Source organism: Verrucosispora sp. WMMA2121 (assembly GCF_027460185.1).
GTDB classification, from domain to species: domain Bacteria; phylum Actinomycetota; class Actinomycetes; order Mycobacteriales; family Micromonosporaceae; genus Micromonospora; species Micromonospora palythoicola.
The window spans coordinates 652,923-665,172 of sequence record NZ_JAPZBH010000004.1 but is presented as its reverse complement, the minus strand read 5'-3'; the positions used below and the strand labels follow the sequence as shown (position 1 = coordinate 665,172).

Genomic DNA, 12,250 nt, shown 5'->3' with positions numbered 1-12,250 from the left:
GTTCAGTTGGACGGCCAGCGGTAGCGGCCGGCCGGTGCGTGGTGGTCGTCGAGGTCGGTAGGCGTCCCGTTGCAGACGTACTGAGTGACGCTGTCGTTTCGGGGGTGCTGGTCCGGCACGGGCTCGACCGGCTGGTGTCCGGCACCGGCCCGGTAGGCGCGACCGGGCGTTTCGGTTCGAGGCGCCAGGGGACGACCTAGCGCCGATCCGGCCGCCTCCCGGCCACCGGCGATCAGCGGGGTGGACCACGCGACCCCGTCGTCGATCGGGGACACCGTTCCCGCGACACGCCAGCGTGCCGAGGCGTTCTCCCGGTGGTGCGGCTGCCGTGGCGGCAGCGGCGGAACGTGGTCGCCCTGGATCGGTTCCTCTCGCCCGTCGGTGACGACCGCGACGGGGACCCTCGCGTCACCTCTCGGCGGGGGAGTCGGGGCAGTGCCTGCTGCTGGGGCTGGTGTCGTGGCGAGGATTTCCGTCGCCGCCGTCGAGTCGATCGTCCGGCGCTGTCCGCTTGGCGCAGCCGCTCGGTGCTGGTGGGAGCGTGGCTCGCGATCCGCAGACCGCCGCCTCCTGTCCGGGGTCTCGCCCGATGCGGTGTCCAGCGCGCTCACCTCGTCGGCAGCGCATTCAGTGGTCCGGTCGATCGCCCCAAGAGCGACGATGCCGACCAGCGGGAGGTTCAGTCGTCGCAGCAAACGCGCCGCCCGTGTGGCCTCGGTCAGCCGAGTGCTTCCTGCCGCCACCACGAGCAGCACCCCATCCACCTGCTCGGCCAGCGCGGCAGTGTCCCAACCGGCCAACATCGGTGGCGCGTGAACGATGACACAGTCCTCGCTGTCGGCCAGCATGTCGAGCACCTCGCTGAGTTCCCGCGCGTGCTCGTCGGTCAGACCGTCGCGTGGCTCGCTCGGTAGCACAGACAGTGTGGGAAAGTCGGGCATACGGGTGGGGGAGTGCTTACCGGCCTGGACCTGCTGCCAGGTGAACGAGGCGTCCGGGAAGTGCCCGGCGAGCATGGGGTCCCGGACCGCGCCGTCGACTATCGAGACCCGGCGTTGGTCCGCTGCCATCGAAAGGCCCAGGAGGGCACTGACCAGCGCCGCACCGTCGTCGTCGTGTGCACTTGTGACCAACAGGCGTCGCTTCGACGACCCGGTGAGCACACTCAGTGACGAGACTGTCGCCCTGGTGGGCACTGCAACGTCGCGGCGGGCTAGCAGCGCAGCGGCGTGATGACGGGCGAAACGCCTCGGCAGCTGTGGAAGAACACCGATGACCGGCAAACCCAGACGCAGCTCCATCTGGCCTATGTCACGCAGCCGACGGTCGAAACGATCACGGAGCACCGTCGCGCCCCAACCGGCGAGCAATCCGATGAGTGCTCCCAGTGCGCTGTTCATCAGCGGTTTGGGGAAAGTCGGTCGAGATGGTGGACTGGCCCTGTCGACCACCCGGGTGGTCACCACCGCGTCGCCGCCCAACTCCAAGCGGTCCAACTGCCCGCTGAGGTTCTGGCTCACCGCATTCGCAATCGCAGCGGCCCGGCCGGCGGAGGCCGCCTCAGCCCTGACCGTGACAATCTGCAGACCGGGTTCGAAGGTTCCGTTGACGGTGCCGATGACTGTCTGCGCGGGCAGTCCCAGGTCGCGCGCCGCCGCGACGGCCACCTCCCGAGAGCTGATCAATTTGGCGACGGTGGGTGCGAGGCTCTGTGCGAGAGCGAGGCTCATCTCTGCGGGCCTGTCATTCTCGGGCGGATCGGCCACTACCAGGATCGAAGCGTGCGCTTCGTACCGATCCGGCAGCATCGGTGTCACCGCTTGAGCGGCGGCCAGCCCGGCGAGTAGACCGAACAGCGGAAGTCCGATCCTGCGCCAGGCGGTGTCCACCAGGTCGATGAAGTCGACGGTACGCATCATGCGATCACCTTCCGGTCCGCGTTGTCGCGAACCTTCTGACCGGCTCGTGCCGGGATGGGTACTGACATGCTTGTCTCGTGCAACTGTTGCCAGATCTGAGCAAGCCGATCGGCGATTCGATCCCAGGCGAACTCGTTCGTTGCGCGGTGCACCCCCGTGGCGGACAACCCACGGGCCGTTGCCGGGCAGGCGCGCAGCTCGACGAGCCGTTCGGCGAGCGCGGCCGGGTCCCCGGCTGGGAAGACCAGTCCTGCGTTCCCGATGACGTACGGAATCTCGCCGACATCACTGCCGATCACCGGAACACCGCAGGCCATGGCCTCAACCAGTACCCGGCCGAACTGCTCGCGTAGCGGGATCCCGACCCACGGCAGCACGTTTCGCTGCACGATCTCCCGAGCGGGCAGCGCCAGCACACTCATCTGCGCCAGCAGATCGGGTAGCTGCGCGTGGCCCGTCCAACGATGCCGCCGAATGCGCCCAGGGCGGCGCCAGGCGGCCCGATCGATGTCGGCGGTCAGGCTGCCGTCGCCCACCAGCAGCACGTCGCAATCGGCCAGATCGGCCGCGCGCAGCAGGTCGAGCACACCCTTGTGGGGCTCGAAACGGCCCACGAAACCGACGGTGAAGGGTCGTACGGCGGCGGCCTCGGCCCGCGGTCGGAAGATGGTGGTGTCAACGCCGAGGGGAACGTTCGTCGCCGCACCGCGGTAACCCTTGACGCGTAACACCTGCCGCGCTGCGGGCGTGATCGGCAGGATCATGTCCACCTCGCGATACGCGTACCGCTCAACCAGCGGGAACGGCATGGGGAACCGGGTCACCACGTTCTGCGCCGCGTACAGCGTCGTCGGTACTGCCGGCCAGTGCCGACGACGCATCCGCAGGACCTGCCAGGTCGACAGGTACGCGGCCTCCCCAATGATGTGCACCACGTCCGGTGGCTGCGACACCGGCGGTCCGCCTCGTCCGCCGAACTGGACCACGACGGAGGCCATGTGACCCGTCCTGGCCTCACCGAGACGGTGCGGGAGCACCTGCGAGTGAAAGCTGGGATACCGTTGGCCCAGCCGGTCGAACTCGCGGCGAGTGGCCGGCGACACCTCGGCGGCGAGCACGGTGAGCCGGAGGTCGGGTCGCTCGCAGAGCGAGCTGAACAGGTCGGTCCAATGCTCGGTACGGGCCCCCACGACTGTGATCAAGACATGCATGAGTGATTCCTCAAATGTGGATACGGGTGATCGCGATGCGGCCAACTCGGGTCCAGGCACGCATCCGGGTGATGCCGGCACCCGGTTGCAGCGACAGTCGTACGGTGGCCAGAATGACCCCCAGCACCGCCCGCAACAGGACGACGGCCCGGACCGCGGCTCGGGACCGGGGCCGGTGGCGGCTGAAGAACACCAACATGCTGCGGTAGAGGTGGGGCCAGATCCAGGCCGGGTCACTACTGCTCGCTCCGCCGCTGTGGACCGCCGTCACATGTGGGAGGTACAGCACCTCGGCACCGTGGCAGCGAACTTGAAGACACAACTCTTCGTCCTCGTAGTACATGAAGTACGCCTCGTCCAGACCGCCGACGGCGGTGAACAGGTCGGCGCGGACGGCGAGGCACGCGCCGGAGACCCAGTCCACCCTGGCCGGAAGAGCGCCGTGCAGGCACGCGTCGTACGCCTGTCGACGGCGTCGCCCAGACAGCCAGCGACGTACCGGCACCGGCACCAGCATTCCCCCGAACCGGCTCGCCACCACCGTGGTGAGCGTTTCGAAAGGGTGGGCGCTGACCGCCACCTGGCCGTCGGCGTCAAGCAGTCGTGGCCCGGCGATGCCGATCTCCGGCCGGCCGAACACGGTTTCGACGAGAGCCCGAGTGGTCTCGGGTGGAACCACACAGTCGGGATTGACCAGTAGCAGGACACTGGTCTGTACCCCGGATGCGCCCCGGTTGACGGCGGCGGCGAAGCCGACGTTGCCCTGACCGACCAACACGGTCACCTCAGGAAAGTGAGTCCGCACCAGCTCGACGGTGCGGTCGGTCGATCCGTTGTCGACCAGCCGTACCGGTAGGCCGGCCTGCCGTAGCGCGGTGAGCGCGGCGAGCACCTGTCCCTGGGAGTTGTAGGTGACCACGATCGCCGTCGCGTCGAGTTCGACCATCAGCGCACCGCCTCAGGAACCCGCACCTGCAGCCGTAGTCGGCCCGGTGGACGTTCTCGCACCTGGGCGGGAGGACGGGCGGTCAACAATGCCAGGGCTGGTAGCAATCCGAGTTCCCAGTGCCCGTCGGTCGGGGCCGCGAACACCGCAGCGCAGAGAAACCCACAACACAGAGCCGCGAACGGTAGGGCGGGCCCTGCCGGGTCGGCAAGCCCGGCCCGGATCCCACGTAGTACCGGCCAGAGCACCAGGGCGAGGCCCACCAGTCCGACGTTCGCCAGTAGCGTTACGTAGAAGGCGTGGTAGACCGGCCCGACATCGGTGAGGGCGAAGTCGGCCAGGTAAACGTCGGTGGTTGACTGCCCGAGCCCGGCTCCCAGGACTGGTCGGTCTGCGAAGATGTTCAGACCGACCGACGACTCCGACGCGCGATAGCCGGCGGACTGTTCAAACCCGATCGCGATCTCCTGCGCGCGTTCCCGCACGCCGGGCTGGATCGCGAGCAGTGCGGCGATGACCAGCCCAACGGCGGTGGTGGCAGCCATTCCAATCCGCACCGCCCGCCCGCCGCAGACCAGCATCGTCAGCAGCGTCACCCCGGCCGCGAGCCAGATACCCCGGTACGAGGCGAGCACCACGTCGATGGCGAAGAGTCCAGCGAGCAGCACCGCGGCGAGCCGGCGCCAGCCCCGGTAGTGACCAGCGAACCAGATCAGCATCGGGACCGCGAGCAGTGTGAGTAGCCCGCCGTGACGGCCAGGGACGGTCATCGAGATCGCGGCCAGCACAGCCACCACGCCGACGTAGAGCAGCCCGGCGGCGGCCAGCCGGCGGTCGGTGGTCAACGTGTGCGTGGCGAGGAAAAAGTACAGCGGGAGGATGGCGATCTGGTAGCCGGCGACGACGACCTCGGTGGGTAGATTCCCGACAGCGAGGCCGTAACAGGCGGCGGCGACGGTCAGCCCGACTACCAGCATCATGCCGGTGTCGGCCGAGGTCCGCCGCCGCCCGGCCGAGATGCCGAGGGCGTACCGGATCAGCAGAGCGACCCCGCCGACGGCCAGCAGCAGCAGGTGCGCGGCCACGTAGATGCGGACGTCTCCTCCGCTGACCAGGCCGCCAGCTACCGCACCACCGACGATGCCGACCGGCAGCACGGCCCACGGCCAGAGCAGGAAGACGGCCAGGCACACCAGCGCACCCGTGCCCGCCAGCGCCAGCATCCCCGGCAGCATGGTGGCCAGCGACACGGCGGCGCCGAGCATGGCACTCACCGCCGCCAGGCCGATCCCGACTGCGAGCCGGGTCATCGGACCAGCCCCGCGAGCAGCCGATGCAGTTGCTCGCCCCGGACGGACCAGCTGTTCGCTGTCGCCACAGCCCTTCGGTGAGCGACCCGCTCCGGGCCCGTCGTCTCGGTCAGCGTCGAGGCGATCGCGGCGGAGAAGTCATCGGCACCAGCCGCGAGCCGGACCACGCCGGTCATCCCGGTCAGCGCCGGCAGCGGCGTCGCGACCACCGGCTTGCCGAGCGCCAGGTACTCGTAGCATTTCTTCGGGTGCACATAGTCCACCAGACCGCCGAGGCGGTACGGGATCATGGCCACATCACAGACACGCAGTGTCGCGGGGAGGTCGGGGTACGGGATGGGGCCGGTGAGCAGCACGTTGGTGAGACCCGCGAGGGGCTTCCGGCCGGCGCGTGTGCTCGGCCCGATCAGCAGAAAGGTCCAGTCGGGTCGGTTCCGCGCCACCGCAGCGACCAGCTCGCCGTCGAAGGCCCGGCTATCGATGCTGCCGGAGTAGCCGATCAGCGGCCGACCCGGCTCGACCGGCCGGGGAACGGTCGGGCCATGGGGAGTGAAGTGCCCCGGGTCGCAGGCGTTGGGCAGCACCACCGGTGTCTGTCGGCTGGCCGGCATCCGCGCAGGTAGTGCAGCCGACGACGCTAGTACCAAATCTGCGGCCGCCACTGCCCGACTGAGACTCCGACGCAGATGGCGCCGGTTCCACCGTCGGGTGAAGGTCCAGTCCAGGTCGGCCGCGTCGTAGACGACCGCGGAGGCATCGATCCGGCTGGCGCAGCCGGCGGCCAAGTCCTCGTCCAGCCACACCAGAGCTACCTCCGCCGGGTCACGGAGCAGCCAGCGCCGCAACACGGCCACGGCCACTCGTCTGTTGATCGAGTTGGCTGCCGGCAGGTGCCGACCGAACGGGACCGTGGTGGGCAGCTCGGCGTGCCAGATGGCATGTTCAACCCTGCGGATTGAGGTGCCCCTCCGGATTCGTAGGCCAGGGGGATCGACGAAGATCACCCGGTATGTGGTGGCGAGCTGCCGCGCTATTGCGTGCTGGCGGTGCGCGCCGCCGTGCCAAGGGGTGGCGCTGAAGAAGATCACCCAGGTGGCGCCGCCGCTTGCAATGCAAGGGTGCATCGCGGATCCCCGGTCGCTCAGGTCAGTCATGGCCGGCCCGCTGCCTGACCGGCACCCGGCACGTCGCCGGCAGCACCTCGTCCTCGCCGACCCGGCCGAGCACAGTCTGGGCATCCGCGTCGTCGAGCCGGAGCAGCCGGGCACCCGCCTGACGGTCGAGCCAGCGGCGTACGGCGGCGGCGGCGAATCGACGGTTCGCCGTGTCGACGGTTCGTATCCGAGCGCCGAAGGGCAGCGGCGCCGGCGGAGCGAGGTGCCATGCTCTGTCATCGATGCGAGTGACCCGGCTGCGCCAACGTGGACGTGGTGTTGGCGGGTCCACGAGCAGCAGGCGTTGTTCGGGGTCGTCGTGCAGCGCTTCGGCGATCACCGCTCGGTCGGTCTCCGGGGTGGATGGCGTATGCGTGAACACGATCAACCAGTCCCGGATGTCGCCGTCTGGCAGTGGACCGACATCACCTCGAAGGGCGGCTCGCAGGTCGGCGAGGGAGAGCTGAACGGTACGCCCGCAGATGCGCTTGACCGCGTGATCGACCAGGACGACCAGCCGGAACAACGCGACCCGGTGCCGAGGCTGGGTCATCCCGAGGTAGGTCACCAGGCTGCCGAGGAGGTGACGGAAGCGGATGGACGGTCCGAGCAGCCGACAGGAGGCGCCCCGGACGTGGGTCACCACGGCGTTCGGAGTCATCCACAATTGCTGGCCGGCGCGGTGGAGCTGCCGGGCGAGGATGGCGTCGTTCCAGTAGATCGGAAACCGCTCGTCGAAGATGTGATCTGGTGCCAGCACGGCGCGACGCAGCAGCATGCAGCTAGCCGAGGCCAGCAGGCGTGGACGGCTGAAGTCCTCCCCACGCATCTGGAAGGTGTGCAGCGCCTGCCGGAACCCTGGCACTCGGCGTAGCGCGGTGACCAGCGCCAGGGACGCCAGGAACCTCGGCTGCTGGACGTAGTGCTGTTGGAAGGTGCCGTCGGGGTTGAGGTAGAGCGGGCTCACCCCGGCCGCTTCGGGGTGGTCGTCCAGGAACGACAGCATTGTGGAGAGCGCGCCGGGATGAAACGCCACGTCACTGTTGAGCAGCAGGATCAACTCACCGCGGGACTGCCGGTATGCCTGATTGACGGCGGGAGCGAAGCCGACATTACGGCTGTTCCGGATGAGGTGTACTCGGGGCCACCGGGAAAGCAGTTCTGCCGAGCCGTCGCGAGAGGCGTTGTCCACGGCCACGACCTCGTAGTCGAGATCGGGTGGCACGGTGGCCGCCAGCGTCTCCAGGCATTGCCGGGTCTGCTCTCGGGTGTTCCAACTTGTCAGCAGGATGGACAGGGACGGTGCCGACCTGAGCGGCCCGCCTCGCGGTTCAGCGCTCATCGATCCACCGCCGTTTCCTCGCGGCGGGCGAAGACGCGGAGTAGGTCACCGAGGAGCGGATGGCGCATCCGGGGAGACCGGCTGGCGGCGACGTCGGCGACGAAAAGATCCCGGGACCGGCGCAGACGTGCCACCGGCTGCCAGTAGAAGCGGGAGAAGACGGTGTCGTGCGAGACGATCTTGAAGCCTGTCTGGTGCAGCAGTCGACTGAGCGTGTCGGGGGTGAAGTGCCATCGGTGATATTGGGGCGCCACCGCCGGCCATTGGTGTCCGAGGCGGGTGGCGGCGGCGGAGGCGATGTTCGGTACTTCGAGGGCCAGCCATCCGCCGGGCGGCAGTACCTCCCGTGCGGTGTGCAGGAATGTTCGCGGATCGTCGACGTGTTCGAGCACGTGGAACGCGCAGACGACGTCGGCCTGTAGCGTTGGGGCGACCTGCTCGAAGTAGCCCTGTCGTACCGGCACCCGCAGTTGTTCGACGGCGAACTTTGCCGCCACCTGCGAGACCTCCACACCGGTCACGGTGAAGCCGGCGCGCTGGGCTGCTTCCAGGAAGTAGCCGCCCGCGCAACCCGCTTCCACCAGCACCGAAGGTGGCACCACCGTCGACAGCCACCGCAACCGCCGCCCCGCCTCGAACCGTCGCTGGCCGCTGGCAGCGAAATAGTCCTGGTAACCGTCGGTTAGGTAATAGGCCTCGTCATACAGCTCATCCGGTGGCACAGCGACACCCGCCGTCCAGAGAAACCCGCACTCGGCGCAGCGGCGCAGCGTCCCATCAAGAACCCACTCAGGCTGGCCGTCGCGGCCGCACAGGCGGCAGGTGGTCAGTTCGTCGTTGCTGAGCTTCATCAGCCGCTCCGTACATCTCGCGGTCTGCGGGCGATCACCCGCAGGAGGTCTCCCCGCCACCGATGGGTCAGGGCTGGCGAGCGCAGATCGATCCAGTCCGACGGAAGTAGCCGTCGGGCGTGTCGTATGCGGAATCCGATCGGCATGTAGAACCGGAAGGCCGCGGTGTCCTGCCGGACGACCTCGAATCCCTCAGTCGCCAGCAGCCGGGTCAGCGCGGTCGGAGTGAAGTGCCAGCGGTGGTACGCCAGTTGCAGGGCGGGCCATTGGTGTCCGAGGCGGGTGGCGGCGGCGGAGGCGATGTTCGGTACTTCGAGGGCCAGCCATCCGCCGGGCGGCAGTACCTCCCGTGCGGTTCGCAGGAACGTTCGCGGATCGTCGACGTGTTCGAGCACGTGGAACGCGCAGACGACGTCGGCCTGTAGCGTTGCGGCGACCTGCTCGAAGTAGCCCTGTCGTACCGGCACCCGCAGTTGTTCGACGGCGAACTTTGCCGCCACCTGCGACACCTCCACACCGGTGACCGTGAAGCCGGCACGCTGGGCTGCTTCCAGGAAGTAGCCGCCCGCGCAACCCGCTTCCACCAGCACCGAAGGTGGCACCACCGTCGACAGCCACCGCAACCGCCGCCCCGCCTCGAACCGTCGGGGTGCGTTGCGGAAGTAGTCCTCGTAACCGCCGCCCGTGAAGTAGTCCACGTCGTACCGGGCGGGGCCGACGGTCGGATCCGGCACCGTCCAGCCAAGCCCGCAGCAGGTGCAGCGGCGTACGGCACCACCGAGGACCTGGCGGTGTGGCTGGCCGTATCCACAGTTCAGGCATTGGGCGGGGTGGAGGTCGAGGCTCATCGGTGAACTCCGGTGGCCAGCGTGATTCGGACCCGACCAGCGAGCGACCGCAGCCAGGCTCGCTCGTCGGCTCGCGGATATCCGCAGAGCATGAGCAACCCGGCGGCGAGCGTCAGCGCCAGGCCCGCGCGGGTGGCAACGGCAAGCGCTGCGGAGGATCGTCCCGGACCGTCTGGCAGGTACCCGACGAGCGCGGCCGTGATGACACCCGCCACCGTCGCGGCGGCGGTCGGCACCCACAGTGTCCGCAGCATCGGCCGCACCGGGCGCGCCGTCGCCTGATGGAAGTGGGCCATGAAGTACGCCGTGGCGAGCACCACCGCGAGCGCGGTAGCGGCTGGCACCCCGACCGGACCAGCGAAGATCAGCAGCGGTACGGTCAGTGACACGTTCAGCACGACCGACAGCAGCACGTAGCGCGTCTCAAGGCCGGGACGGCCCTCAACCCGGGCGACGATGGTGGCCGCGCCCATGATCAGGTTGAGTGCGTACGCGGGGGCGAGGACCGCGATGGTCGGCGCGGCCCACGGCACCGGTTCCCCGAGCCACAGCCGCACCAGGGGATCGGCGCTGACCATCAGGGCCGCCGCCACTGGCGCGAGAAACGTGGCCAGGTGACGTGTCGCGTCAAGGTAGAAGGTGTCGAGCCAAGCCCGTCCGCCGGTGACCGTGCGCCGGACCGCAGCGGGAAACAACACGAGCAGCGCGAAGCCGGGCGGTAGCCGCAACAGATTGAGCAGACGGACGCCGAGATCGGCGTTGCCGGCCACCGCCGGGCCGAAGAAGCCGCCGAGAACGAGCCGATCGAGTTCCACGTTCACGGCGGCGGCGCCGCTGGACACCTGGACCCGCAGACCATATTCGCCGATACGACGGACATCGTGACCGGCCAGGCGGCCCCAGCGGGGAGTCAGGTCTCGGTGCCGGTGTTCTGCGGCGGCGGCGAGCAGAACGGTCCGGATCGCACTTGTCGCTCCGGTGGCGGCGGCGAGTGCGACCAGACCGCCGCCCAGTCGCACCACCGCGATCGTCAGTGCCGCCCCGAGGACGGCCATCGCGGTGCTCACCAAGGCCAACGTTCCGTAGCGCTGAACACCCTCCAGCACCGCGCGCCAGGGGAGTTCCACTCCGTTGGCCACCAGACCGAGCAGCAGCCATAGCGCCGCGTGCCACGCGTCTCGGGTCAGCTCACCGAGCCGTAGCAGATGGGCGATCCACGGCCAACTGGCGGCGAGCGCGAAGAAGGTGAGCCCGCCGAGGATTAGTCCCCAGGCCAGGCCAAGCCCGAGGAGTCGCCTGATCACCGCGCTCGGCTCGCTGTGGGCGTTGACGCTCGCCACCTCCCGCACCAGTGCGGAGCCGAGACCGAGGTCGAACAGCGCGGCGATGGCGAGCAGACCGGTCAGCAGCACCCAGATGCCGAACGCCTTGGATCCGAGGTGCTGGTAGACAATGGGCAGTGTGACCAGCCCGGCCAGTGCCATCACCACCCGGGCGGCAAGCATGCTCAACGTGTTGCGGGCAAGTCGCCGTCCGCCAGCGGTGCCGGTCGGGCTAGCCACGGGGAAAACCCCGGAACAGGTCTAGGACGGTCAAGGCCAGCAGGCTCAGGTCCAACCGCAGTGAACGACAGTTGAGGTAGAAAAGGTCGCAGCGCAGCTTCTCCTCCACCGTGGCGGCATAGCCACCAGTGAGTTGCGCGAGCCCGGTGAGCCCCGGCCGGACCAGATGGCGCAGGTCGTAGTGCGGCAGCTGCCGGAACTCTGCGATGAACTCGGGCCGCTCGGGGCGGGGACCGACCAGACTCATCTCGCCGCGGATGACGTTCCACAGTTGCGGAAGTTCGTCCAGGCGAGTGCGGCGCAGATGGCGGCCGACGCGGGTGACCCGGGTGTCTTCCGGCTGGGCAAGCACCGGCCCGGTGTCGTGCTCCGAACCGGGTCGCATGGTCCGGAACTTGATCATGTAGAACGGCCGTCCGCCCGTGCCGACGCGCTGTTGACGGTAGAACGGCGGACCGGTGAAGGAAAGCACGATGGTGATGGCGAGGATCAGCGGAAGCGCCGGCAACGCGCTGAGCGCGATGATGCCAAGGTCGAGGCACCGCTTGACATGTAGGCTGGCGCGGCGGCGCTGGCTCGACCGCAGGCGGATCCAGGGCAGCCCGCCGAAGCGCCGGAGACCTCGGGTGGGTAGTAGTCCGTAGACCGGCCGTGCCAGCACCAGGATTTCCACGTCCAGTTGCTGGCATGCGGCCACTGTGGGCTCGTCGATGCTGTCGAGCGAATTCTTGAGCAGCAGCACCTTTGGTCGTAGCCGTCGAAGGATCGCCGTGAGTTGCTCGGTGCGACTGGGTGTCGGCACCCGAAGCACAACGTCGAAGTCCTCGTTGAGCCGGTCGGACCGTACGGGTGAGTCGGCCGGTTCGATCACCATTGCGCGTAGGCGTCCGTCGCTAACCTGCCGCGTCGAGGCGCTCCGGTGGCCGCTGAGCAGGGATGTGCGCCCGTGCCGGCGAGTCGGATGTCCAGGCTTCGTTCGCGGAGAATCTTCAGTTGGTGCGACGACTGAAGGTTTGTCCACGTGGCTGACCTCCTCCCACCCGGCCTAAGCAGGTTGATGCTCTCGACAGCACTATGAACGATTCGAAGGGATAAACCGCCCATTTG

The 12,250-nt window shown here is 68.6% G+C and carries 10 protein-coding genes; all 10 read right to left on the bottom strand.

Annotation, left to right across the window (positions count from 1 at the left end; all coding sequences use genetic code 11):
- Window positions 1-2: 2 nt before the first annotated feature.
- The 10 genes from O7605_RS03720 to O7605_RS03675 are packed head-to-tail and all read right to left on the bottom strand — an operon-like array spanning window position 3 to window position 11,885.
- Window positions 3-1,919, bottom strand: a complete 1,917-nt coding sequence (locus tag O7605_RS03720; RefSeq protein WP_269737906.1) for a hypothetical protein — start codon at window positions 1,917-1,919, stop codon at window positions 3-5.
- Window positions 1,916-3,130: a glycosyltransferase family 4 protein gene (locus O7605_RS03715; RefSeq protein ID WP_269737905.1), complete on the bottom strand. Its 1,215-nt coding sequence runs from the start codon at window positions 3,128-3,130 to the stop codon at window positions 1,916-1,918. Before O7605_RS03715 ends, O7605_RS03720 begins: the two co-directional genes overlap by 4 nt.
- Before the next feature lie 10 nt (window positions 3,131-3,140).
- The gene (locus O7605_RS03710) at window positions 3,141-4,076 is read right to left on the bottom strand and encodes a glycosyltransferase family 2 protein (RefSeq protein ID WP_269737904.1); all 936 of its coding nucleotides are present in this window, start codon (window positions 4,074-4,076) and stop codon (window positions 3,141-3,143) included.
- The gene (locus tag O7605_RS03705) at window positions 4,076-5,386 is read right to left on the bottom strand and encodes an O-antigen ligase family protein (RefSeq protein ID WP_269737903.1); all 1,311 of its coding nucleotides are present in this window, start codon (window positions 5,384-5,386) and stop codon (window positions 4,076-4,078) included. The genes O7605_RS03710 and O7605_RS03705 overlap by 1 nt, the downstream gene beginning before the upstream one ends.
- Window positions 5,383-6,510, bottom strand: a complete 1,128-nt coding sequence (locus O7605_RS03700; protein ID WP_269737902.1) for a glycosyltransferase — start codon at window positions 6,508-6,510, stop codon at window positions 5,383-5,385. The genes O7605_RS03705 and O7605_RS03700 overlap by 4 nt, the downstream gene beginning before the upstream one ends.
- 22 nt (window positions 6,511-6,532) lie before the next feature.
- Window positions 6,533-7,882 carry a glycosyltransferase family 2 protein gene (locus O7605_RS03695; RefSeq protein WP_269737901.1) on the bottom strand — a complete coding sequence of 450 codons (1,350 nt, stop codon included), beginning with the start codon at window positions 7,880-7,882 and terminating at the stop codon, window positions 6,533-6,535.
- Window positions 7,879-8,733, bottom strand: a complete 855-nt coding sequence (locus O7605_RS03690; protein WP_269737900.1) for a class I SAM-dependent methyltransferase — start codon at window positions 8,731-8,733, stop codon at window positions 7,879-7,881. Before O7605_RS03690 ends, O7605_RS03695 begins: the two co-directional genes overlap by 4 nt.
- A complete protein-coding gene (locus O7605_RS03685; protein WP_269737899.1) occupies window positions 8,733-9,581 on the bottom strand; it encodes a class I SAM-dependent methyltransferase in 849 nt (282 codons plus the stop codon). Before O7605_RS03685 ends, O7605_RS03690 begins: the two co-directional genes overlap by 1 nt.
- Window positions 9,578-11,143, bottom strand: coding sequence for a lipopolysaccharide biosynthesis protein (locus tag O7605_RS03680; RefSeq protein ID WP_269737898.1), 1,566 nt, complete (start codon window positions 11,141-11,143; stop codon window positions 9,578-9,580). Before O7605_RS03680 ends, O7605_RS03685 begins: the two co-directional genes overlap by 4 nt.
- Window positions 11,136-11,885, bottom strand: coding sequence for a sugar transferase (locus tag O7605_RS03675; protein WP_269737897.1), 750 nt, complete (start codon window positions 11,883-11,885; stop codon window positions 11,136-11,138). Before O7605_RS03675 ends, O7605_RS03680 begins: the two co-directional genes overlap by 8 nt.
- Window positions 11,886-12,250 lie beyond the last annotated feature (365 nt).

Excerpts from the sequence above, each read along its gene's own strand:
- O7605_RS03720 (WP_269737906.1), bottom strand. The coding sequence starts at position 1,919 with ATGATGCGTACCGTCGACTTCATCGACCTGGTGGACACCGCCTGGCGC.
- O7605_RS03715 (WP_269737905.1), bottom strand. The coding sequence starts at position 3,130 with ATGCATGTCTTGATCACAGTCGTGGGGGCCCGTACCGAGCATTGGACC.
- O7605_RS03710 (WP_269737904.1), bottom strand. The coding sequence starts at position 4,076 with ATGGTCGAACTCGACGCGACGGCGATCGTGGTCACCTACAACTCCCAG.
- O7605_RS03705 (WP_269737903.1), bottom strand. The coding sequence starts at position 5,386 with ATGACCCGGCTCGCAGTCGGGATCGGCCTGGCGGCGGTGAGTGCCATG.
- O7605_RS03700 (WP_269737902.1), bottom strand. The coding sequence starts at position 6,510 with ATGCACCCTTGCATTGCAAGCGGCGGCGCCACCTGGGTGATCTTCTTC.
- O7605_RS03695 (WP_269737901.1), bottom strand. The coding sequence starts at position 7,882 with ATGAGCGCTGAACCGCGAGGCGGGCCGCTCAGGTCGGCACCGTCCCTG.
- O7605_RS03690 (WP_269737900.1), bottom strand. The coding sequence starts at position 8,733 with ATGAAGCTCAGCAACGACGAACTGACCACCTGCCGCCTGTGCGGCCGC.
- O7605_RS03685 (WP_269737899.1), bottom strand. The coding sequence starts at position 9,581 with ATGAGCCTCGACCTCCACCCCGCCCAATGCCTGAACTGTGGATACGGC.